A 22,973-nucleotide genomic window follows, 5' to 3' on the forward strand; every position below is an offset into this window, starting at 1 on the left:
TACCTGTATCAGGCGTTGCCGGAGAGCTTCTCCCGCAGAGCCGCGAGCTGGGCGTCGCTGGCGAGCGAACCGCCGGCGGACTCGGGCTGGCTGGAGGTGGACTGCGAACCGCTCTCGGAGGAGTAGTTCGACGAGCCGCCACCATTGGCCGCCTCGGCCGCGGCGTCGGCCGCCATCTTCTCCATCTGCGCGGTGTGCATCTTGTGGCGACGCTCCGCCTCGGCGTAGCGGCCTTCCCACTCCTCGCGCTGCTTGTCGAAGCCCTCGAGCCATTCGTTGGTCTCGGGATCGAAGCCCTCGGGGAAGATGTAGTTGCCCTGCTCGTCGTAGCTGTCGGCCATGCCGTACTTCGACGGGTCGAACTCGGCGTGGTAGTCCTCGTTCGCCTGCTTCAGCGACAGCGAGATCCGGCGACGCTCCAGGTCGATGTCGATGACCTTGACCATCGCGTCGTCGCCGACGGCAACGACCTGGTCCGGGACCTCGACGTGGCGCTCGGCCAGCTCGGAGATGTGCACCAGGCCCTCGATGCCCTCTTCGACGCGCACGAACGCACCGAACGGAACCAGCTTGGTGACCTTGCCCGGCACGATCTGGCCGATCGCGTGGGTGCGGGCGAACTGACGCCACGGGTCTTCCTGGGTGGCCTTGAGCGACAGGGAGACGCGCTCGCGGTCCAGATCGACGTCGAGAACCTCGACGGTGACCTCGGTGCCGACCTCGACGACCTCGGACGGGTGGTCGATGTGCTTCCAGGACAGCTCGGACACGTGCACGAGACCGTCGACGCCGCCCAGGTCCACGAAGGCACCGAAGTTGACGATCGAGGAGACCACACCCTTGCGGACCTGGCCCTTCTGCAGCTGGTGCAGGAACTCGCTGCGAACCTCGGACTGGGTCTGCTCCAGCCAGGCGCGACGCGAGAGAACCACGTTGTTGCGGTTCTTGTCGAGCTCGATGATCTTGGCCTCGATCTCCTTGCCGACGTACGGCTGGAGATCGCGGACGCGACGCATCTCGACGAGGGAGGCGGGCAGGAAGCCACGCAGGCCGATGTCGAGGATCAGGCCGCCCTTGACGACCTCGATGACGGTGCCCTTGACGGCCTCGTCCTTCTCCTTGAGCTCCTCGATCGTGCCCCACGCGCGCTCGTACTGCGCCCGCTTCTTCGACAGGATCAGGCGGCCTTCCTTGTCCTCCTTGGTGAGAACAAGGGCCTCGACCTCATCACCCACGGAAACGACCTCATTGGGATCGACATCGTGTTTGATGGAGAGTTCGCGGGACGGGATGACGCCTTCGGTCTTGTAACCGATGTCGAGCAGAACCTCATCGCGATCGACCTTGACGATGGTTCCTTCGACGATGTCGCCATCGTTGAAGTACTTGATCGTTGCGTCGATGGCGGCGAGGAAGTCCTCGGCGGAGCCGATGTCGTTGACGGCTACCTGCGGCGAGGTGACGGTGGTGGGCATATGTCGGTGTGCTCCGGACGGATTGTGGTCGGTTGCGGACATTGGATCTTTCGGTACTCTGCGACACACCGAAATTGGGCGCGGTGTGATCACTCGCGCGTTCAGCGTACGCGACCTGCATCGAGCCGGGCAAACCGGTCCCGTCGCCACGCCGATACTCTTACCGCGTGTCGGACGATCGCCATGCACAAGCAAACGAACTGCTCGGAACCGTCGGGCCTGCACGTGCCCGAATCGATTCCACGGACAGTGAACGTGCCAGCCGACGCTGGTGGGATGCCGACGCCGACCAATACCACGATACCCATGCCGAATTCCTCGGTGTCGACTCCCCCGCCGGTGAATTCGTCTGGTGCCCCGAGGGAATGCACGAGGGCGATTGGCATCTGCTCGGCGATATCGCTGGTCGGCGCATCCTCGAGATCGGCTGCGGTTCCGCACCGTGTTCACGCTGGCTGGCGAGTAACGGCGCCTACCCGGTCGGCCTTGACCTATCGGCGGGCATGCTCGCGCACGGGCTGGCAGCGATGGCGCGCGGCGGGCCGCGGGTGCCGCTGATCCAGGCCAATGCCGAGGCGCTGCCCTTCGCCGACAGGTCGTTCGACGCGGCCTGTTCGGCGTTCGGCGCGATTCCCTTCGTCGCCGATTCGGCGCAGGTCATGCGTGAGGTCGAACGGGTGCTGCGTCCCGGTGGCCGCTGGGTGTTCTCGGTGAATCATCCGATGCGCTGGATCTTCCCCGACGATCCGGGTCCGGACGGGCTGGTCGCCACGACGCCGTACTTCGACCGCACCCCTTATATAGAGGTCGACGCCGACGGCGAGCCCACCTACGTCGAACACCATCGCACCGTCGGCGACCGGGTGCGCGAGATCGTCACCGCGGGCCTGATCGTGGAGGACATCATCGAACCCGACTGGCCGGAGTGGCTGGACCGGGAATGGGGCCAGTGGAGCCCGCTGCGTGGGGCACTGTTCCCCGGCACCGCGATCTTCGTGGCCCGCAAACCGGGCTGAACGAGCCGAACCGCACGCTCGTCGCGGTGAGTATGCGGTTCGGTGCCGGTGTCGCGTCACATCCGTTCGGCGACGTGTCGCCGCTGGCGGTAGGACAGAGCCGCGAGCAGCAGCGCGCCGCCCCACAGCGGCCACAGCGTCTCGGGCATATGCGTGATCCACCTGCCGTCGACCCCGATCACCGCCGCGAGCCTGATGTACATCAACCCGGCGGTGGTGACCGGCACCGCCACCACCACCGCGGGGACCACCGCCACCATCGGCGGGATTCGCTTGCCAGCCAGACCGATCATCCACCGTGGGTAACGCTCACCCCATGGGCGGATCAGCCCGCCGGTGGCGACCGCGCCGAGCGCGCCGAAACCCGCCAGTCCCGCACCTGCCAGCCACAGACCGGTCTCCTTGCCTTCCTCGAACACCTGCGGATCGAGGCCGAAACCGAATCCGAGTGCCCACATCCAGCGGGTGGTGCAGTAGATCAGGGGGACGAGCACGGCGACGACCACAGCGGGCGTGCCGTAACGGATCAGACCGGTTCCGGCGACGGGGGCGCGTTCGGCATCCGGCTTGCGGTAGAACACCGCAAGCAACGCCCACCCGATCCCCGCGAGAAGCAGGATCAGCAGGTTCGTCTTCGGCCAGTCGTACAGCTGCGCCCAGCCCACCCCGGCGGGCCAGCCGAACAGGGTCTTCCCGACGAGGAAGATCGGGGTGTAGCCGACCACAATCAGCGGGCGATAGTCCTGGATACCGAAGACCAGCCCGGCTGCCAGCACCCACGCCACGGTCAGCAGGGCATATCGCGTCCCGCCTCGGCCGAGGCCGCGCGCCATCAGAAAGGCGACCACGGCGCCGAGCAGTCCGACGGCGGCGATGATCGGTCCGGAGATCTCCGGTGTCGCCCAGCCGGTGAGATTGGTGGCGAGGACCTCGCGGCCGCCTCCGGCCATCATCGGATCGCCCGAGCCGAACGGGAAGGCATTCCCGTCGAAACTCCAGTAGACCCCGGCCCCGCCATAGAGCAGCGAGAGGGCGGAGAGGGTGTAGCCGATGCGGGCCTGCCAGTTCTGTCGCATATCACCAGCCTTGCCGCAGCCGAGTGGACAGCGGAATGTGCCGACGGGCCCGTCTCCGCGCGCTCGGACCAGTGGAAATAGGCCGATCGGCACATCGCTCGCGGACTGGGCACGCATAGGCTCATGATCATCATGAACCTCCGGCACCTCCTCGCGGCGGCCGGCATCCTGGTCCCGCTCGTGGGCGCAATGCTGGTGCCCGCGCCCGTTATCGACGTCATCGCTCCCGTAATGGCCTGTGTGACTTTCGGTCTCGTGCTGGCCACTTGGCCGCGGTCACGGGGCCTGGTGCCGCTCGCGGCCATCGCGACCGGATCGTGTTCGCTCGTGGTCACCATCGTCTCGCTGCCGGCCGGGCGGCCCGCGGGCGAGCCGATGCCGGAGCAGGCGCTGTGGATACTGCTCGAACCGCCCGCTCTCATGGTCTTCGCATATCTGCCGGTGCGATGGTCATCGCCACGCGCCGCTCTCGGTGCCTGCGTCCCGGCGCTGGCCATCGCACTGTCGGTGCAGCGGTATATGCCCCAGGGAGAGACAGCGTGGGCGATGATCGCGGGCAGCGTGCTGTGGCTGCTGCCCGGTCTGGCGGCCGGGGGCGTCGGCCTCTATCAACGTCACCGCGAGGACGAGCGGCGTCGCGCGATCGCCGACGCCCGGCGTGAGCAGCGCCTCGACCTCGCCTCCGACCTGCACGATTTCGTCGCCCACGATGTCAGCGAAATCGTGGCCAGAGCCCAGGCCGCGCGGATGGTACTCACCGCGGGCGACCCCCGGCTCGACGAAGCCTTCACTCGAATCGAGCAGGCCGGGCTGCGTGCCCTCGCGTCCATGGACCGCACCATCCACATTCTGCGCGACCCCGGCGAGGCCGCCCGCGAACCCGTCGGCGGCATCGCCGACCTGCCCGCGGTCGCCGAACGATTCGGTGACGGACGCGTCGAGGTCCGGCTCGATCTCGGCGAGGTCGCCGGCGTCCCCCGCGAACCGGCGGCGGTGGCCTACCGGGTGGTCATCGAGGCGCTGACCAATATCCGCAGGCACGCACCGACCGCCTCCGAGGTCGATATTCGGGTCGGTGTTCGCGGCGGCGGATTGCACCTGACCGTCGCCGACGACGGCGACGGCGCGCCCGGCCGAGCGCACCGCAACCACAGCGGCCTTGGACTGCCCGGTCTCACCGAGCGGGTGGAATCGTTGCGCGGCACCCTCACCGCCGGACCACGACACCCTCGTGGCTGGACTGTCGACGCCCACATTCCGCTGGAAGGCAAGCACCCATGAGCACTCGCATCCTCATCGCCGATGACCAGGAAGGCATCCGGGACGCCTTCCGTATGGTCGTCGATGCCCAACCGGACATGACCGTGGTCGCCGAGGCCGCCGACGGCGCCAGTGCCCTGTCCCAAGCCCGGCACCTGCGACCCGATGTGGTGCTCGCCGATATCCGGATGCCGGGACTCGACGGTCTCGAGCTCACCCGCCGTCTCGCCGGACCAGGCGTGCCCGACCCGATGCGAGTGATCGTGGTGACCACGTTCGACCTCGACGAATACGTCCACACCGCACTCCGCGACGGCGCCTGCGGCTATCTGCTCAAACGCTCGGGCCCCACCCTGCTCGTCGAGGCGATCCGCGCCGCCATGGCCGGTGACACCCTCATCAGCCCACAGATCACCGTCCGGCTGCTGCGGCGGATGATCCCGCCGGTGCCCGAACAACGCCCCACCACCGAGCCGCTCAGCGAACGTGAGCTCGAGATCGTGCGGCTGGTCGCCCAGGGACACACCAACGCCGAGATCGCCACCGAGCTGTTCATCAGCGCCGGAACGGTGAAGAACCATCTGGCCAATGTGCAACGCAAGCTCGCCGCGGCGAACCGGGTCGGGATCGCCGCATGGGCGTGGGCGTCAGGTCACGCTTCCCCGTAACGGGACAACACTGCTGCTCGATGCCTGTCAGTGCCTCGCTCGGATCACTCGAGCCCGGACCGGGGCAGCTATTCATGATCGTGGAGGCACCCCGTGGAGATGCGAGATATCGAAATCTTTCTCACCCTCGCCGAGGAATTGCACTTCGGCCGGACCGCCCAGCGGCTGCACATCGGCCAATCGCGAGTCAGCCATGCCATCAGGAAGCAGGAACGCCGCATCGGCGCACCACTTTTCACCCGCAACAGCCGAAATGTCGCGCTCACGCCCATCGGCGAGCAGCTGCGCGATGATCTACGCCGTGGCAGTCAGCTGATCGAGACAGCGGTGGCCCGGGCCAAGGCCGCCGCCAAGGGGATGGGCGATACGTTGACCGTCGGCATCATGGGCGCGCTCGGCCATGTCATCGAACCGGTGCTGCGCGAGTTCACCGACGCCTATCCGGGGGTGGATCTGATGATGCGCGAGGCGCATTTCTCCGACCCGTTCGGGCCGTTGCGCGCCGGTGAGGTCGATATCCAGCTGCTGTGGTTACCGGTCGAGGAACCCGATATCACCGTCGGGCCGACCGTATTGATCGAACCGATGCGCCTGGCGGTCGCGACCGGCAGCGAATTGGCCCGGCGCACAACGGTTGCGGTGGAGGAACTCGGCGACCAGACCCTGTGCGATATCGGCACCGCCGCGCCCGCCTACTGGGCGGATGAGCTGATTCCCCCGCACACACCGTCCGGTCGCCCGATTCGGCGCGGCCCACGCGTGCACACCTTCCAGGAGATGCTCGCGACCATCGCCGCTGGCCGCGCCGTCGCCCTCGCACAGGAGCATTGCGTGGACTACTACGCCCGGCCCGGAATCGCCTATGTTCCGATGCCGGACGGTCCGCGCTGCCGCTGGACCTTCGTCTGGCGCACCGGCACCGACACCGACACGATCCGGGCATTCGCCGCCGCCACGGCGAGCGCAGCGGAAACGGATCGGCAGGGCTGAGTTGCCGTCGGGCGCCCGAGATGTCCGGCGGAGCCGGCGAATACGCGGAACCGGGGGCGGCTGTCGCCGCGCCCGGTGCTCATTCGCCGTCGTCTGCCTCTGATCTGTTCGGCCGCGGTTTCCGGCCCGCATTGTCGAGGGCGAGTCGTAGGGCGTATTCGATCTGCGCGTTGACGCTGCGCAGGTCGTCTGATGCCCAGCGGGCCACCGCCTCGTATACCGCCGGATCGAGCCGGAGCAGGATCTTCTTGCGTTCGGCCATCGGCTCGCCGGTCAGGAGTAGAGCGATCCGGCGTTGACCACGGGCTGGGTCGGTCGATCACCGCACAGGACCACCAGCAGGTTCGACACCATGTTCGCTTTGCGCTCCTCGTCGAGTTCCACCATGCCCTCAGCGGTCAGCCGCTCCAGCGCCAAGCCGACCATGCCGACCGCACCCTCCACGATCTGGGTGCGGGCCGCGACCACCTGCGCCGCTTGCTGGCGAACCAGCATGGCCTGGGCGATCTCGGGTGCGTAGGCGAGGTGGGTGATGCGGGCTTCCAGTACCTCGATCCCGGCGAGTTCGGTGCGTTCGCGCAGCTCGACGGTCAGTTCCTCAGCGACCTCGCTGCCATCGCGCAGGCTGGTGCGTTCGTCGTCGTGGGCATCGTAGGGGTGCGTTGTGGCCAGATGCCGGACCGCGGCCTCGGACTGGGTCTCCACGTACTCCTCGTAGTCGTCGACGGAGAACGCGGCCTTATAGCTGTCGACCACGCGATAGACGACCACAGCGGCGATCTCGACCGGGTTGCCGTCGGCATCGTTGACCTTGAGCTTCTGGGTCTCGAAGTTGCGCACTCGCAGCGAAATGCTGCGCCGGTCGGTCAGCGGCAGCACCGAATAGAAGCCCGGCTCGCTCACCGAGCCCACGTAACGACCGAAGAACTGCACCACCTTGGCCTCGTTCGGGTTGACCACGATCAACCCGGTGACCCCGAGCAGCAGCACGACCAGCACGACCGATCCGACGATGCCGATACCGATCGCGGCGCCGTTGCCGTCCTTGGCCCCGACGACGAAGGCGAGCGCGGTGGCACCGCCGATGGCGATCGTCAGCACCAGCCACGTCAGTAGCACCACGAACCCGTTGACGTGGACAGCGGCACGAAGCTTCATGACATCCTCCAGGTATCAAAGTGATATCACGACAATAGCATGGCGCGACGCACCTCGCGGGGTCCGTCGTCCGGTCAGCGCTCGGGACGGATATTGCGGTTGAAGCGGAACATGTTGTGCGGGTCGTACTTCGACTTCAGCGCGGCCAACCGCGCATAGGTGTCGGCTCGGTAGCCGGCCCTGGTCTGGGCGACGCCTGCCATGCCTGGGGCGCCGTAGAGGAAATTGAGGCTGTGGCCGACCGTCCACGGCGCCAGCGCGGCGCGGACCGCAGCGGCGGGCTCTACGGCCTCGGCCCCCGGCTCCGGCAGGGTGATCGCCCGCACCACATAGCCTGCCTCGCGATAGTCGAGGGCGAGATCGTCGTGGCCGGGGGCACGCAGGGCGCCGCCGAGATGCCGGATATCGATCACTGCGCCGAGCCCGGAATCCGGACCCGCCACCGCGAGCAGCGCCTCGACGGCCTCCGGGGTGAGGTCGTCGAGCAAGGCGTTCGTCGCGGCGTAGGCGTGCGGATCGGCCGGGTCGGAGTGGATGGTGTGCGATTCGATGTACGGCATGGTGCGCAGATCGTCCTTCATCGGGGTGCCGATCGCTCGCAGCGGCGCGACCAGGCGTTCGCCTTCCTCTGCGCTGCCATCGATGGCGACCCGGATCGACGCGACGAACCGGCCGCGCAGCGGTTGCGGGACCTGCGGGATGTCCGGGAAGGCGAGCATGGCGACGGTCGAGGTCACCGTATCGGGCACAGTCGCGGTCCATTCCCGCCACACCTCGAGCGCGCGCGGCACCAGGGCGGTATCGAACATGAGCTGACCGCCGAACACGGTGGTGACCGGGACCAAACCCAGTTCCAGCGCTGTCACGACGCCGAAATTACCGCCGCTGCCGAGGACGGCGCCGAACAGTTCGTCGCCGGGCCGCAGGGTGCGCATCCGTCCGTCGGCGGTGACCAGTTCGATGGCACGAACGTGATCGGCGGCGTATCCGAACGTGCGGCCCAGCAGCCCGAGCCCGCCGCCGAGGACGTAGCCGACCACACCCACCGACGGTGACGACCCGTTCAACGGCGCCAGCCCGTGCTGTGCCGCTGCGTCGATCAGCGCACCGGCCTGCACCCCGGCGCCCACCCGCGCGGTCGCGGCGTCGGCATCGATCTCGATGCCGGTCATCCGTCGGGTGCTGATCAGCACGCCGCCGCTGGCGGCGACCGAAAGACCGTGCCCGGTGGCCTGTACCGCCACCGGCAGTCGGTGCCGTGCCGCGAATTCGACGGCGGCACGCACGTCCTCGGCATGCCGTGCGGCGACGACCACTGCCGGACGGTGCTGGTAGGCGGTCTGGAAGCCGGCGACTTCGGCGTCGAATCCCTCATCGGCGGGACGGAATATCGGTGCGGCGAAGCCCGGCAACTCCGCTTCGGCGGCGGCGGTGAGTTCGATGGCGAGGTCAGTGTTCTCGGCGGCGATGTTTCCCATGTCTTCGAGGATGCCGCGCGAGAGTCGATAAAGGAAACAGCTAGTTCGTCTCGCTGCCATAATCAATAGTTATGGAGCTTCGCCATCTGCGCTACTTCGTCACCATCGTCGAGGAGGGCGGCTTCACCCGCGCCGCGCAACGGCTGCACGTGACCCAGCCCGGGCTCAGCGCACAGATCCGGCAACTGGAACGCGAGCTGGGACAGCCGCTGCTCGAGCGTGGCACACGCCAGGTCACGCCGACCGAAGCCGGAGCCGCGGTGCTCGCCGATGCTCGTGCCGCACTGGCCGCCGCCGAACGGATCGCACACACGGTCGACGAGTTCACCGGGCTGTTGCGCGGACAGGTCCGCGTCGGCCTCATCTCCGGCGCAGCAGTGGAGGAGTTCGATGTGCCCGCCGCGCTCGCCGCCTTTCATGACGATCACCCGCAGGTCGGCATCGTGCTCACCGAGGACACCTCGGAGAATATGCTGGCGGCGGTGACCCGCGGCGAACTCGATATCGCCGTCGTCGGATTGACCGGCGCGGATCTCGATCCGGGCATCGCCATCGATGTCATCCTCGACACCGGTATCGTCGCCGCCGTCGCGGCCGACGACTACACCGATGGCCAGGTCATGCCGCTGCACGACCTACAGAACCGGTCGTTGATCTGCCTACCGCCCGGCACCGGCATTCACGGAGTGTTCCGGCGCGCCTGCGTGGCAGCGGGTTTCACCCCGAATATCGCCTTCGAGGCCGCGGCACCGCCACTGCTGCTACGACTGGCAGCGCATGGACTCGGCGTTGCGGTGGTTCCCGCGCTCACCGAGGCAGAGGCCGCCGCCTTCGGCGTCCGGACGCTGCCGATCGTGCGGCCCGAACTGCGCGGTCAACTCGCCATCGCCTGGCGCACCGACCGTCCGAGCACTCCGGCGGCGAAAGTGCTTCTCGGGCAGCTACGCATCGCCTTGGCGAGGCCGGCGGCCGACGCCCGTTGACGCGATGCCGGAAGCGGGCCGAACGCCGAACCCAAAACCGGCCGCTTACAGCAACCGCGACAGGAACGTCTTGGTCCGCTCATGTTTCGGCTGCTCGAGCACCTCACGCGGCGGTCCGGCCTCGACCACCACGCCCCCGTCCATGAACACCAACTGATCGGCGACCTCGCGGGCGAACCCCATCTCATGGGTGACCACCACCATCGTCATCCCGGAATCGGCGAGTTCACGCATGACGGTGAGGACTTCACCGACCAGCTCCGGGTCGAGCGCGGAAGTGGGCTCATCGAACAGCATCAGTTTCGGGTCCATCGCCAGTGCGCGGGCGATCGCGACGCGCTGCTGCTGGCCGCCGGACAACTGGGCCGGATAGGCATTGGCCTTATCGGCCAGCCCGACCCGATCCAGCAGTTCCTTGGCCCTGGTCACCGCCTGGGACTTGCGGACCTTCTTCACCTGGGTGGGCGCCTCGATGATGTTGGCCAGTGCGGTGCGGTGCGGGAACAGATTGAAATGCTGGAAGACCATGCCGATCTCGCGTCGCTGCCTGGCCGCTTCCCTTGGATGCAGCTCATAGAGCTTGTCACCCTTCTCGCGGTAGCCGACCAGTTCGCCGTCGACGTACAACCGCCCAGCGTTGACCTGCTCGAGATGGTTGATGCAGCGTAGGAAGGTGGATTTGCCCGAGCCCGACGGGCCGACCAGGCACAGCACCTGGCCGCGTGCCACCTCGAGCGAGATGCCCTTGAGCACCTGCAACGCACCGAAGGACTTACACACCCGATCGGCGCGGATCATCGGCGTGGTTTCGGTACCGGTCGCGCCGCCATCTACCGCATCGCTCATTTCGCCTTCACCACATTCTGCGCATCGGCCAGTTCCTGCAACTGTTTCGCGGTCAGCTGCCGTGACACCCCGCGCGAGAAATAGCGCTCCAGGTAGAACTGGCCGACCATCAGCACACTGGTGATGGCCAGATACCAGGTCGCGATCACCAGCAGCAGCGGGATCGGCAGGAAGTTCACGCCGTAGATATCGCGGGCCCGGCCGAACAGATCGGTGCTGAGCGGGATCGCCGTCACCAGCGAGGTGGTCTTGAGCATGCCGATCAGCTCGTTACCGGTCGGCGGGATGATCACTCGCATGGCCTGCGGCAATACCGTGCGGCGCATGGTCTGCGACCAGGACATGCCGAGCGCGACCGACGCCTCACGCTGCCCCTCACCGACCGAATTGATGCCCGCGCGCACGATTTCGGCCATATAGGCGGCCTCGTTGAGGCCCAGACCGATCACCGCGAACGTGAACGCCGCCTGAAAACCCTGCACATCGAGTTCGATCAACTGGGGCCCGAACGGAACACCTAGGGAGATCTGCTTGTACAGCGACGGCACCAGACCCCAGAACACCAACTGCACAAATACCGGTGTGCCGCGGAAGATCCACAGATACACCCACGCCGTGGACCGCAGCACCGGATTCGGCGACAGCCGCATCACCGCGAGCAGCGCGCCGAGCACCACCGCGATCGCCATGGACAGCACCGTCAGTTCCAGTGTGACGACTGCGCCTTCGGCTATGCGGCTGTCGCGCAGATACTGCCAGTACACGTCCCAGCGATAGGCCGGGTTGGTCGCGGCGCCGTAGATGAACAGTCCGACGAGCACCAGAATGACGGTCGCGGCGATCCAACGCCCCGGCCTGCGCAGCGGGACGGCCTTGATCGGCTCCGGTTCGGTCGTGCTCGACTCCGGCTCGGTCAGTGATTCGCTCATGTCATCCCTTCGGCGCGCCATTGATGACGGACTTGGTGATCGCGCCCTCCTGCACACCCCAGTTCTCGGTGATCTGGCGGTACTCGCCGTTATCGATCAGATGCTGCAACGCCTGCTGCAGGACCGGACCCAGCGGCGAACCCTTGGCCACCGCCCAGCCGTAGGGCGCGGCGTCGAAGACCGGCCCGGCGGGTTCGATCTTGCCTTCGGTGAGTTTGATGGCGTACGCGGTGACCGGCGAGTCCGCCGACATGGCGTCCACCTGACCGAGGACCAGAGCATTGGTCGCGGTGCTCTGCTCGTCGAAGCTCTGGATGATGATCGGGTCCTTACCCGCGTCCTCGCAGGCCTTGCTCTTGGCGGGCAGCTCTTCGAGGTGTTCGAAGGTGGTCGCCTGGACCGCGACGCGCTTACCGCAGGCATCGTTCGGATCGACCGGGCGATCAGCGCGCTGGGCCCATTGCACACCGGCGTTGAAGTAGGTGACGAAATCGACCTGCTTCTCCCGCTCTGCCGAGTCGGTGATCGAGGACATGCCCACGTGGTAGGTGCCCGCCTGCACGGCGGGGATGATCTTCTCGAAGGCCGATTCGATGTATTCGGCGCGCAGACCGAGCACGGTGGTCACCGCATCCATCAGGTCGACGTCGAATCCGGCGATATTGCCGTCGCTGTCGCGGTACTCGTTCGGTTGATACGGCACATTGACCCCGACCTTCAATACCCCGGACTGCCTGATCTCCGCAGGCACCGTCGCCGCGAGTTCCGGCACCTCGGTCACCGGCACCTTCGCGACGTCGGGCAGATCCTCGGTGTTGTGTGTGCAGCCGGCCACCGCGAGCACGATCGCCGTGAGCACGCCGACAACCAGCACCGCCCAGCGTCCGCGCGTGCCGGATTCGGGACGATCAGCCACCGCAGCCTCCACCTTCCGGTCCGGAGAACCCGACCTCACCTTCTCGCAATGTAGGCGATGCGAGCCCTCGCGTACCGGACAGTAGCGGAGAATCGCGCCACCGCGGCCGAGTACACACCGATCCATGACGCGCACTCACCGGCGGTGCACCCTGGCACTCACGTGCTCGGTGAATTCACTGGTCGAGGCCAGCCCACCCAGGTCGGCCGTCGCGATCCCGGCTTCCAGAGTGGTCGCGACGGCGCGCTCGATCCGTTCGGCGGCCTGGGTCAGCAGGGGCGTCGAATGCCGGATTCCCAGCCAGTGCAATAACATTGCCGACGACAGCTGCAAGGCGGCCGGGTTGGCACGGTTGCGGCCGGCCAGGGTGGGCGCCGCGCCATGCACCGCCTGCGCCATCGCGCGATCGGCCGAACAGTTCAGCGAGGCCGCGAGCCCCAGCGATCCGCTCATTTCGGCGGCCAAATCGGAGAGGATGTCGCCGAAGAGGTTCTCGGTGACCAGAACATCGAAGTCACCGGGTGCGCGGACCAGATGCGCGGCGGTGGCGTCGACGTGCTCGTCGTCGACCTGCACACCGGGGTACTGCCCCGCGACCTCGTAACAAACATCGCGGAACAGGCCCATCGTCATCGGCAGCACATTCGCCTTGTGCACGATCGTCACCCGCTTGCGCCGGGTGCTCGCCAGCCGTAGTGCCTCGTGCGCGATCAGCTCGCAGGCGCGGCGGGTGACGACACCGACCGACATGGCGACATCTTCGGTGGGCCGGAACTCACCAGACCCGGCGAACATATTGCGGTCGGAGTAGAAGCCTTCGCTGTTCTCCCGCACGATGACCAGATCGATATCGGGCGCAGCGGCGCGCACCCCGGGAAACGCGCGGGCAGGCCGGATATTGGCGTACAGCCCGAAGTGCTTGCGGATCGCGCCGCCAGGAGCCACCCGATGCTCGGCCGGATACGAGGCGTTGTCGTGTGGGCCGAGGATCCATCCGTCCAGCTCGGCCAGCGCGTCGAGGGTCTGCTGCGGCAGCGGGGTCCCGAACTCGTCGAGCGCCCGGTGCCCGATGGATAGCGGCACCCACGCCACCGGCTCGGCGCCCGCCGCGGCCAGCGCCTCGTCGACCACCGCACGCGCCGAACCCACCACTTCGGGGCCGATGCCGTCACCGTCGATCAGGCCAAGCCGCAGCCGTCCACCGTCCGTTCGTCGTGCCTCGCTCACTCCGACATCCTCCCGTCGCGGTCGAACGCCCTCGCGCGCGGGGGCGCGACGGCTAGTTTCTGCAGATCATGGTGCAGTCGGTGGAACTGGTGCTCGACGACACGGCAGAGGAACACATCCGTGAGCAGTGGGCAGTGCTGGCCGAGGCCGGTCTGCCCGGTGTGCTTCGCAGGCCCGCGGCGGGTGACCCGCCCAAACGTCCGCACATCACCGTCGCCGTGGCCAAGCAGATCTGGCCGCGGATCGACCACGACCTGGAGAAACTGCCGTTTCGCCGCTTCCGGGTGCGGTTGGGTGGGGTGCTGGTCTTCGGGGCTCGCAGGCCGATCCTGGTGCGGCTGGTGGTGCCGACCGAAGAGCTGCTGGCCTGCCAGCGACGGGTGCACGCGCTGGTATCACCCTGTCCGGGAGTTCCGGGCAATATGCACCCGGATCAGTGGACCCCACATGTCACACTGGCCAGACGCGTACCACCACCGCAGCTCGGCGAGGCAGTTCTCGCGGTCGCCGCCGAACGTGATTTCACCGCGACCGTGGTGGGTATCCGGAGGTGGGACGGCGACGAACGGCGGGCCTGGCCGGTCGCCGGTGGAAGATAACACCGGTGCCCGGCGTTGGACCCGGCATACCGATACGAGAGGACGCCCATGGCAACGCAGACGCTGACCCAGCAGAACTTCGATGAGATCGTCACCGGAAACGACGTGGTACTCGTCGATTTCTGGGCCTCGTGGTGCGGACCGTGCCGCAGCTTCGCCCCCACCTTCGAGGCATCGTCGGAGCAGCACCCCGATGTGGTGCACGGCAAGGTGGACACCGAGGCCGAGCAGGGCCTCGCGGCGGCCGCCAATATCCGATCGATTCCGACGATCATGGCCTTCCGCGAGGGCGTGCTGGTGTTCGCCCAGCCCGGCGCACTGCCCCCCGCCGCACTCGAGGACCTGGTCACCCAGGTGAAGGGCCTCGATATGGATGAGGTGCGTAAGCAGCTGGCAGAGCAGCAGGCATCGGCGGAGTAACTACCGCGACGACGGACCCTGGCCCTCCCGATCCGGGAAGGGCAGGGTCCGTCTGCCGTATCAGGCGCCGAGGCGGTTGAGCCCGGCGATCATGGCGCGGACCGTGGATTCGGCGCCGTCACCGGCCAGAGCGGCACCCCAGCCACGGCGGCCGTTGAACTCGCACTGGACGAAAGTCGCGGTGGCGTCACCGGTGCGTCGCTGGTGGAATTGCAGGATCTCGACCGGGTAGCCCTCCTCGTAGAGGGCCGAGGTCATGGCCGCGACCGGATTCCCGGTGGCGACGACGGTGCGCAGGTGGCCGGCGAATTCGAGCGTCGCGGTGAAATTCGCGTGCCGGTTTCCGGCGGGTGACCAGTCGCCGAGCCGGATCGGCCCGGTGCGTTCGCCGTAGCGATCGCGGAACTGGTCGGGGGTAAGGCCGGCGCTTTCGGAGCGCAGGCTCCGTGGGGCGGCGGCGATCAGGTCATGGCTGTCGAGGAGCATGGTCATGTGCACGTAGGTCTTCCCGAGGATGCTTGCAGGCGGCAGAGGGGACCAGCAACGAACGTCAAACGGCCCGCAGCGAGGGGGCCGGTCCGAATCAGACCCCGCTGCGGCGGGGTACTACGAGCACTAGCCGACGCGCCACCATCGCGGTGTGCGGCATGAGCGCAGCGCTGTCGCGGTCGGCGACATGCAGCGCGGCGCTGTGGCGGTCGGAGGGATTCGGCACGCGTCCGAGGATAGAGAGTCGCCGCGGGGAAGGCAACCACATTTGCTTGCTGTTTTCTTTCGCGCCGAGCAGTGTTCGCCCAGGTCATGGGGTGTGTGAGGTGTACCGGCGAGTAGGTGTCGAGTCGCCGGTATCACCCTGCGTCGGTGGTCGACCTGCGTCACGCGGGCGACGCCCGCCTCCGTCAGTGCGCGGCCGAGTCCCAGCTGCGTCCGGTGCCGACGGATACGTCGAGCGGAACCGACAGGTCGATGGCAGCGGCCATCTCGCGCCGGGCCAGCGCCTCGAGGGCCTCGCGTTCACCCGCGGCGACCTCGAAGAGGAGTTCGTCGTGGATCTGCAGCAGCATCCGCGACTGCAGCCCCGCATCCTGAATCGCCTTGTGCACGTTGATCATCGCGACCTTGATGATATCGGCGGCCGTGCCCTGAATCGGGGCGTTCAATGCCATCCGCTCGGCGGCTTCGCGACGTTGACGGTTGCTGGAATCCAGGTCGGGCAGGTAGCGGCGGCGACCGAACAGGGTCTGGGTGTAGCCGACCTTGCGTGCCTGCTCCACCACCTCGTGCAGGTAATCGCGAATACCGCCGAACCGGGCGAAGTAGACCTCCATCTGGTCCTTGGCCTCCTGCGTGCTGATCTTCAGCTGCGCGGACAGGCCGTAGGAGCTCAAACCGTATGCGAGGCCGTAGGACATGGCCTTGATCCGGCGTCGCATCTCCGGATTCACCTCGGAGATCGGGATATCGAAGGCCTTCGACGCGACGAAGCTGTGCAGATCCTCACCGGAGTTGAACGCCTCGATCAGGCCGGCGTCGCCGGACAGGTGCGCCATGATCCGCATTTCGATCTGGCTGTAATCGGCGGTCATCAGCGATTCATAACCCGCGCCGACGACGAAGGTATCGCGGATCTGCCTGCCGGTGTCGGTGCGGATGGGGATGTTCTGCAGGTTCGGTTCGGTGGACGACAGCCGGCCGGTGGCGGCGATCGTCTGGTTGAACGTGGTGTGGATACGGCCGTCGTCGGCGACGGATTTGAGCAGGCCGTCCACGGTGACCTTGAGCCGGGTGGCGTCGCGGTGGGCGAGCAGATGCGCGAGGAACGGGTGTTCGGTCTTCTCGTAGAGCGATTCGAGCGCATCGGCGTCGGTGGTGTAGCCGGTCTTGGTGCGCTTCGTCTTCGGCATGTCGAGCTCGTCGAACAGCACCACCTGCAACTGCTTGGGCGAGCCGAGGTTGATCTGCTTACCGATCACCTCGTAGGCCGCATCGGCCGCCTCGGTCACCTTGTCGGCGAACTGACGCTGAAGCGACTCGAGCTGGGCGACGTCGACGGCGATGCCCGCGTCCTCGAGCGTGGCCAGGACCTCGAGCAGCGGCAACTCCATCTCGCCGAGCAGGGCGGTGGATTCGATTCCGGCCAGCTCACCGTCGAGAGATTCGGCGAGGTCGGCGACGGCGCGGGCGCGCAGCATCTCGGTCTGCGCGACCTCGGTATCGACGGCGTCCTCGTCGTCGAGCAATGACAACTGCGGGGCCTGGTCGGTTTCGGCGCGCAGCTCACGATGCAGATAGCGCAGCGACAGATCGTCGAGATTGAAGCTGCGTTGCCCGGGCCGGACCAGATAGGCGGCCAGCGCGGTGTCGCTGGTGAGCCCGGCCAGCGACCAGCCGCGACCGCGCAACGCGTGGATCGCGGACTTGGCCTCGTGCAGCGCCTTGGGACGGGCCGGATCGGCCAGCCAGGCACCGAGGCGAGCTTCGTCTTCCGGAGTCATCCCGGTGACATCGATATAGGCGCCCTCACCATCGGCGGCGGCGATCGCGATCGCCCTGACGTCGCCGTGCGCGGGCGCACCCGAGCCGACCACCGACACACCGTGGCGTACGCCGACCGGCGCGTGATCGGCCAGCCAGTCGCCGACGCTGCCCGGCGCCAGCGACGAACCGCTGATCTCGAACCCGGATTCGGCCTCGGGGCTCGGCGGGGCGAGGGTCTCGAACAGCCGGTCTCGCAGCACGCGGAATTCCAGATCGTCGAAGAGCCGGTGAATGCGTTCGCGGTCCCACGGCGCCTGGGCGAGCTGATCGGGGGTGTAGGGCAGCGGCACATCGCGCACCATTTCGGTGAGCTGCCGGTTCAGTACGACGCTGCTCAGGTTCGCGCGCAGCGCATCGCCGACCTTGCCGCGCACCTCGTCGACCTTGTCGACCAGGGTGGCCAGATCGCCGTACTCACGGATCCACTTGGCGGCGGTCTTCTCCCCCACACCCGGGATGCCGGGCAGGTTGTCGCTCGGATCGCCGCGCAGCGCCGCGTAATCGGGGTACTGCACGGGGGTGAGGCCGTATTTGGTCTGCACCTCATCGGGGGTGAAGCGGGTGAGATCGGAGACGCCCTTGCGCGGATAGAGGACCGTGACATCGTCGTTGACCAACTGTATGGAGTCACGGTCGCCGGTGACGATGAGCACCCGGTAACCCTGCGGCACCGCCTGGGTGGTGATCGTCGCGATCACATCGTCGGCCTCGTAGCCCTCGATCGCCATCACCGGGATACCCAGCGCACCGAGCACATCCTTGGTGAGCTCGACCTGGCCGCGGAACTCGTCGGGGGTGGCGGTGCGGTTGGCCTTGTACTCGGGGTAGGCCTCGGTGCGGAAGGTCTGGCGCGAGACGTCGAACGCCGCGGCGATATGGGTGGGCTTCTCATCGCGCAGCAGATTGATCAGCATGGCGGTGAAGCCGTACACCGCATTGGTGGTCTGGCCGGTGACGGTTTTGAAGTTCTCCGCCGGTAGCGCGTAGAAGGCACGATAAGCCACCGAGTGACCATCGATCAGCAACAGCGTCGGCCGCTCCCCCGCGGCCGTCGCGGCGGCTGCGGCACTCGACGTGGTGCTCGGTGCCGTGCCTGATCCGGAAGAGGCAGAACGCTGGGCTGTCGTCGGTGAACTCACCCCCCAGAGTCTAGGGACAGCCACCGACAAGTCGAACGGCCGACACCCGGGCGGGCTCGCTCATCCCACACCCAGGTATGCCGACTTCACCGCCGGGTCGACGAGCAGGTCCGCACCGGTGCCGGTCTTGGTCACCTCACCGGTCTCCAGGATGTAGCCGCGATCGCTGCGCTTGAGCGCCTGCCTGGCGTTCTGTTCGACCAGCAGGACGGTGGTGCCTTGCTCGTTGATCTCGCTGACGATGCGGAAGATCTGCTGGATCACCATGGGCGCCAACCCCATCGAGGGCTCGTCGAGCAGCAGCAGCCGCGGCCGCGCCATGAGCGAACGACCGATTGCCAGCATCTGCTGTTCGCCGCCGGACAGCGTGCCGCCGACCTGTTTGCGCCGTTCCCGCAATCGAGGAAACAGGTCGAAGACACGGTCGAGGGTCGCGGCGTATTCGGTCTTCTCCTTGAACGGCCGTGCGTAACAACCCATATCGAGGTTCTCCTGCACGGACATACCGGGAAAGATTCCCCGGCCTTCCGGGGCCTGGATCAACCCGGCCACCACCCGTTCGTGCGCCTTCATCCGGCTGATATCCCGGCCCTCGAACAGGATGCGGCCCTTGGTCAGTGGCAGCAATCCCGACAGCGCGCGCATGGTTGTGGTCTTGCCCGCGCCGTTGGCGCCGAGCAGGGTGACCAGCTCACCGTCGGCCACCCGCAGCGAAATACCGTGCAGCGCCTGGATTCTGCCGTAGTTGACGTAGATCTCGTCGACTTCGAGCATCGGTTCAGCTGTGCTCATGAGGCGTCCTGTCCGTCCTCGTCGTCGGGCACACCGAGATAGGCGGCGATCACCGCCGGATCGGCCCGGATGGCGGCGGGCAGGCCGTCGGCGATCTTGCGGCCGAATTCGAGCACGACGATGCGGTCGGTCACCCCCATCACCAGGCGCATATCGTGCTCGATCAGCAGCACCGTGAAGCCGTCGTCGCGGATCTTGCGGATCAGATCCATCAGCGCCGACTTCTCGATCGGGTTGAAGCCTGCGGCCGGTTCGTCCAGGCACAGCAGTTTCGGCTCGGTGGCCAGCGCGCGAGCGATCTCGAGCCTGCGCTGATCGCCGTAGGACAGATTGCGCGCCTTCTCCACCGCCCGCGGTGCGATCCCGACGAACTCCAGCAGCGCCATACCACGTTCGATGGCGTCACGTTCCTCGCGCCGATGCCTTGCCGTGCGGAAGATCGCACCCGGCACGGAGGTCTTGTGCCTGGCGTCAGTGCCGACCACCACGTTCTCCAGTGCGGTCATCTCACCGAAGAGCCGCACGTTCTGGAACGTGCGGGCGATGCCGAGGCGGGTGATGGCGTTGCGTTTGGTCTTGGTCAGTGGTTTGCCGTCGAAATACACCGTGCCCGCCGACGGCCGGTACACGCCGGTGATGGCGTTGAAGCAGGTGGTCTTTCCTGCGCCGTTGGGGCCGATCAGGCCGAGGATCTCGCCGCGGCGGATCTCGAAGCTGACGGCGTCGAGGGCGGTGAGGCCACCGAACTTCACCGTCAGCCCATCGGTGCGCAGCAGCGGGGCGCCGACCTCGGTCTCGATCTCGCGATGCGGTGCTACGACCTCGGCGACGGCGGCCGCGTCGGCCAGCGTCGGATCGACCGCCTCGACGTCGACCGTGCCCGCCGACTCCACCTCCGGTTCCGGCACGTACCCGGCGGTCATGTCCTCGTTGTCGAACAGTGCATCGCCCGCGCCCGGCCCGGTCATCGGTTCGCTCCCACCGGCTCGCCGCGCAACGGTCTGCGCACCGCCAGATAGATCTGCCTGCCGTAGGCCAGCAGTTTCTGCCGGACCGGGAACAGGCCCTGTGGCCGCAGGATCATCATCACCACCAGCGCGATGCCGAAGTACAGATATTTGAGGTCGCCGAGACTCTGCGCACCCTGCGGCCGGAACAGCAGCACGCTGCCGAGCAGGATCACCCAGTACACGCCGAGGACGACGGTCGCCGTCACGAACAGTCTGCGCACCCAGATTCCGAACCGGCGCGACCACAGCCGCCAGGCCACCGCAAGCCCGGCGAACACCACCGCGAGCACCCCGAGTTGGATGTAGCCGGCCATCTCATCGGTGACCAGCTGCACCGACATCAACCGGTTGGGCAGATACACCACGAGGAACGCTCCGACGATGACCCCGAGTTTGTTGCCCTGGCCACCGATCACCACCGCACACAGGAACAACATGGAGTTGATGATGTTGAAGCCGGTCGGATTGATGAACTGCACCTGACCCGCATACAGCGCACCGGACAGGCCGCCGACCGCCGCGCCGATCATGAACGCCCACAGTTTGAATTTGAACGCGGGCACACCCATGATCTCGGCGGCGTCCTCGTCCTCACGGATGGCGACCCAGGCGCGCCCGACCCGGCTGCGTTCCAGGTTGCCGACGATCAGTAGCACCACGATCACGAAGACCATGCCCAGCCAGTACCACCAGGTGCCCGAGTTGGCGCGGTCGAGCACATTCGCGCTGTCGGCGTCACCGACATTGCCCGCGGAGAACACTCCGTTGGGACGTTCCTCGGATTCGCCGACATGCGGGTAGGCGATACCGGACAGGCCGAGGCTGCCGTTGGTCAGCTCGCCCAGGTTGTCCGCGAGCAGCCGCACGATCTCACCGAAACCGAGGGTGACGATCGCTAGATAGTCACCCCGCAGCCGCAGTGTCGGCGAACCAAGGATCAGACCCGATACCGCGGTGACCGCGATCGCCAGCGGTACACACGCCAACCAGGCCCAATCGGGATCCAGCCAGCCGCCGTCGGTCTGGTTCCAGGGACTGTTCGGGCTGGTCAGCAGGCCGACTGTGTAAGCACCGACGGCGTAGAAGCCGACGTAACCGAGATCGAGCAGCCCCGCCTGCCCGACCACCACATTGAGGCCGATCGCGATCAGCGCGTACATCGCGAACTGCGCCATCACCCCGCCGAAGCTGGTGCCAGGAGTATCCAGCAGCGGCGGCGGGAACAGTGGAAGCAACGCGAGCGCAATGATCGCCGGCACCCCGAACGCCCATTGCGCCGGTCTGCTCAGACCTTCCCACCAGCCGCGCAACGCATCGCCGGCGCCGTGCGTTGGCCGAGGCGGCGGTGTGGGGGCCGCGATCGTCGTGGTCTTCTCACTCATGCGCGGGCCCTCCCGAGACTCTCACCGAGGATGCCCGTCGGCCGGAACATCAGCACCAGCACCAACACCACGAACGCGACGACATCGCGCCATTCGGTGCCGAACAGGATCTGCCCGTAGTTCTCGGCCAGTCCGAGCAGTAAGCCGCCGAGCAGCGCGCCGCGCAGATTGCCGATACCGCCGAGCACCGCGGCGCTGAAGGCCTTGATGCCGAGGACGAACCCCCCGGAGTAGATGATGCCGTTGGGAATCTTCAGCGCGTACAGCAAAGCCGCCGCGCCGGCCAGCACACCGCCGATGAGGAAGGTCAGCATGATGACCCGCTCCCGCGAGACGCCCATCAGCGTGGCGGTATCGGGGTCCTGGGCGACCGCACGGATCCCGCGCCCGAACTTGGTCCGGTTGATCAGCATCTCGGCGGCGGCGGCAAGCACCACCGCCGACACCACGATCACGATCGTCACATTGGTGACGTCGGCGCCGCCGATGCTGAACTGCACCGTCGGCTCGACCAGGATGATCGGCTGCTGTGCGTTGGTGCCGCCGAGATCCGGCCACAGCTTCGGCAGGATGAAGTGCACGAATTCCTGCAGCACGAACGACATACCGATCGCCGTGATCAGGAAGATCAAGGGTTTGGCGCCGCGACGGCGCAGCGGCCGATAGGCGACCCGCTCCAATCCCACCGCCGCCGCCCCGGACACCGCCATGCCGAACAGCATGGCCAGCCCCAGATAGGTGACGGTCAGGATGACGCCCTCGGAGTACACATCGCCACTCGGCGAGAACCCGAGCAGCATCAATCCGATGTACTGCCCGAACATGCCGAGCATGAACACTTCCGAATGTGCGAAGTTGATCAGCCGCAGCACGCCGTAGACCAGTGTGTAACCGACGGCCACCAGCGCGTAGATCGCGCCGTAGGACAATCCGTCGACGGTCAACCGCCAGAACTGATCGATCACCCCTTCGTAGTTGAAGTCGATCGAGCCGTCGGCCAGCGGTAGCGCGCCGAAATAAACGGTAGGAGTCATCCGTGCCAAGCCCTCATCGCTGTCGCCCCTGATGGAT

23 protein-coding genes are annotated in these 22,973 nt (G+C 67.0%); 7 read left to right on the plus strand and 16 right to left on the minus strand.

Going from position 1 to position 22,973, the window contains the following annotated elements:
• Positions 1 to 8: 8 nt before the first annotated feature.
• Entirely contained in the window at positions 9 to 1,475 is a 1,467-nt protein-coding gene (rpsA, locus tag GV792_RS20110) for a 30S ribosomal protein S1 (RefSeq protein ID WP_014350347.1), read from the minus strand.
• Positions 1,476 to 1,642: 167 nt separating this feature from the next.
• Here rpsA and GV792_RS20115 point away from each other — a divergent pair, with 167 nt between their 5' ends.
• Positions 1,643 to 2,491, plus strand: a complete 849-nt coding sequence (locus GV792_RS20115) for a class I SAM-dependent methyltransferase (RefSeq protein ID WP_163825772.1) — start codon at positions 1,643 to 1,645, stop codon at positions 2,489 to 2,491.
• Positions 2,492 to 2,547: 56 nt separating this feature from the next.
• Here the strand turns inward: GV792_RS20115 and GV792_RS20120 are convergent, their stop codons facing one another.
• Positions 2,548 to 3,567, minus strand: a complete 1,020-nt coding sequence (locus GV792_RS20120; RefSeq protein ID WP_163825774.1) for a hypothetical protein — start codon at positions 3,565 to 3,567, stop codon at positions 2,548 to 2,550.
• Between the two features lie 132 nt (positions 3,568 to 3,699).
• On the opposite strand from GV792_RS20120, the gene GV792_RS20125 reads away from it, so the two are divergent.
• From GV792_RS20125 to GV792_RS20135, 3 genes are all read left to right on the plus strand, one after another.
• Positions 3,700 to 4,848 (plus strand): sensor histidine kinase, encoded by a 1,149-nt coding sequence (locus GV792_RS20125; protein ID WP_163825776.1) that lies wholly within the window; start codon positions 3,700 to 3,702, stop codon positions 4,846 to 4,848.
• Entirely contained in the window at positions 4,845 to 5,495 is a 651-nt protein-coding gene (locus GV792_RS20130) for a response regulator (protein WP_163825777.1), read from the plus strand. Before GV792_RS20125 ends, GV792_RS20130 begins: the two co-directional genes overlap by 4 nt.
• 99 nt (positions 5,496 to 5,594) lie before the next feature.
• The gene (locus GV792_RS20135) at positions 5,595 to 6,485 is read left to right on the plus strand and encodes a LysR family transcriptional regulator (protein WP_175583054.1); all 891 of its coding nucleotides are present in this window, start codon (positions 5,595 to 5,597) and stop codon (positions 6,483 to 6,485) included.
• Between the two features lie 79 nt (positions 6,486 to 6,564).
• On the opposite strand, the gene GV792_RS20140 is transcribed toward GV792_RS20135, so the two are convergent.
• The 3 genes from GV792_RS20140 to GV792_RS20150 form a co-directional block, all read right to left on the minus strand.
• Positions 6,565 to 6,747 carry a hypothetical protein gene (locus tag GV792_RS20140; RefSeq protein ID WP_163825781.1) on the minus strand — a complete coding sequence of 61 codons (183 nt, stop codon included), beginning with the start codon at positions 6,745 to 6,747 and terminating at the stop codon, positions 6,565 to 6,567.
• Positions 6,748 to 6,758: 11 nt separating this feature from the next.
• Positions 6,759 to 7,643: an SPFH domain-containing protein gene (locus tag GV792_RS20145; RefSeq protein ID WP_163825782.1), complete on the minus strand. Its 885-nt coding sequence runs from the start codon at positions 7,641 to 7,643 to the stop codon at positions 6,759 to 6,761.
• 74 nt (positions 7,644 to 7,717) lie between these two features.
• Positions 7,718 to 9,121, minus strand: coding sequence for an FAD-binding oxidoreductase (locus GV792_RS20150; protein WP_163825784.1), 1,404 nt, complete (start codon positions 9,119 to 9,121; stop codon positions 7,718 to 7,720).
• 71 nt (positions 9,122 to 9,192) lie between these two features.
• Here GV792_RS20150 and GV792_RS20155 point away from each other — a divergent pair, with 71 nt between their 5' ends.
• Complete coding sequence (locus tag GV792_RS20155; RefSeq protein WP_163825786.1) at positions 9,193 to 10,104, plus strand: LysR family transcriptional regulator; 912 nt, start codon at positions 9,193 to 9,195, stop codon at positions 10,102 to 10,104.
• 45 nt (positions 10,105 to 10,149) lie between these two features.
• Here GV792_RS20155 and GV792_RS20160 read toward each other — a convergent pair whose 3' ends face one another.
• From GV792_RS20160 to GV792_RS20175, 4 genes are all read right to left on the minus strand, one after another.
• On the minus strand, positions 10,150 to 10,902 hold the full coding sequence (locus tag GV792_RS20160; RefSeq protein WP_163825835.1) for an amino acid ABC transporter ATP-binding protein: 753 nt from the start codon (positions 10,900 to 10,902) through the stop codon (positions 10,150 to 10,152).
• Positions 10,903 to 10,946: 44 nt separating this feature from the next.
• Positions 10,947 to 11,879, minus strand: a complete 933-nt coding sequence (locus tag GV792_RS20165) for an amino acid ABC transporter permease (protein ID WP_163825788.1) — start codon at positions 11,877 to 11,879, stop codon at positions 10,947 to 10,949.
• Between the two features lies 1 nt (position 11,880).
• Positions 11,881 to 12,753, minus strand: a complete 873-nt coding sequence (locus GV792_RS20170) for an ABC transporter substrate-binding protein (protein WP_178124435.1) — start codon at positions 12,751 to 12,753, stop codon at positions 11,881 to 11,883.
• A gap of 177 nt (positions 12,754 to 12,930) precedes the next feature.
• A complete protein-coding gene (locus tag GV792_RS20175) occupies positions 12,931 to 14,022 on the minus strand; it encodes an isocitrate/isopropylmalate dehydrogenase family protein (RefSeq protein WP_163825790.1) in 1,092 nt (363 codons plus the stop codon).
• 68 nt (positions 14,023 to 14,090) lie between these two features.
• Here GV792_RS20175 and GV792_RS20180 point away from each other — a divergent pair, with 68 nt between their 5' ends.
• Together GV792_RS20180 and trxA are read left to right on the plus strand one after the other, a co-directional pair.
• Complete coding sequence (locus GV792_RS20180; protein WP_163825792.1) at positions 14,091 to 14,621, plus strand: 2'-5' RNA ligase family protein; 531 nt, start codon at positions 14,091 to 14,093, stop codon at positions 14,619 to 14,621.
• Positions 14,622 to 14,669: 48 nt separating this feature from the next.
• The gene (trxA, locus tag GV792_RS20185) at positions 14,670 to 15,041 is read left to right on the plus strand and encodes a thioredoxin (protein ID WP_163825794.1); all 372 of its coding nucleotides are present in this window, start codon (positions 14,670 to 14,672) and stop codon (positions 15,039 to 15,041) included.
• A gap of 60 nt (positions 15,042 to 15,101) precedes the next feature.
• Here the strand turns inward: trxA and GV792_RS20190 are convergent, their stop codons facing one another.
• The 7 genes from GV792_RS20190 to GV792_RS20215 form a co-directional block, all read right to left on the minus strand.
• The gene (locus GV792_RS20190; protein ID WP_163825796.1) at positions 15,102 to 15,533 is read right to left on the minus strand and encodes an alpha-isopropylmalate synthase regulatory domain-containing protein; all 432 of its coding nucleotides are present in this window, start codon (positions 15,531 to 15,533) and stop codon (positions 15,102 to 15,104) included.
• A 91-nt stretch (positions 15,534 to 15,624) separates the two neighbouring features.
• On the minus strand, positions 15,625 to 15,756 hold the full coding sequence (locus tag GV792_RS29745; protein WP_256668042.1) for a hypothetical protein: 132 nt from the start codon (positions 15,754 to 15,756) through the stop codon (positions 15,625 to 15,627).
• Positions 15,757 to 15,940: 184 nt separating this feature from the next.
• Entirely contained in the window at positions 15,941 to 18,607 is a 2,667-nt protein-coding gene (polA, locus tag GV792_RS20195) for a DNA polymerase I (protein WP_256668050.1), read from the minus strand.
• 171 nt (positions 18,608 to 18,778) lie between these two features.
• Entirely contained in the window at positions 18,779 to 19,510 is a 732-nt protein-coding gene (locus GV792_RS20200; protein WP_163825800.1) for an ABC transporter ATP-binding protein, read from the minus strand.
• Positions 19,507 to 20,478, minus strand: a complete 972-nt coding sequence (locus tag GV792_RS20205; protein ID WP_163825801.1) for an ABC transporter ATP-binding protein — start codon at positions 20,476 to 20,478, stop codon at positions 19,507 to 19,509. Before GV792_RS20205 ends, GV792_RS20200 begins: the two co-directional genes overlap by 4 nt.
• Positions 20,475 to 21,902 carry a branched-chain amino acid ABC transporter permease gene (locus GV792_RS20210; protein WP_163825803.1) on the minus strand — a complete coding sequence of 476 codons (1,428 nt, stop codon included), beginning with the start codon at positions 21,900 to 21,902 and terminating at the stop codon, positions 20,475 to 20,477. Before GV792_RS20210 ends, GV792_RS20205 begins: the two co-directional genes overlap by 4 nt.
• Positions 21,899 to 22,936, minus strand: coding sequence for a branched-chain amino acid ABC transporter permease (locus tag GV792_RS20215; RefSeq protein WP_163825805.1), 1,038 nt, complete (start codon positions 22,934 to 22,936; stop codon positions 21,899 to 21,901). The genes GV792_RS20210 and GV792_RS20215 overlap by 4 nt, the downstream gene beginning before the upstream one ends.
• Positions 22,937 to 22,973: the final 37 nt, after the last annotated feature.

The sequence above is a fragment of the Nocardia cyriacigeorgica genome, assembly GCF_010868145.1.
GTDB classification, from domain to species: domain Bacteria; phylum Actinomycetota; class Actinomycetes; order Mycobacteriales; family Mycobacteriaceae; genus Nocardia; species Nocardia cyriacigeorgica_D.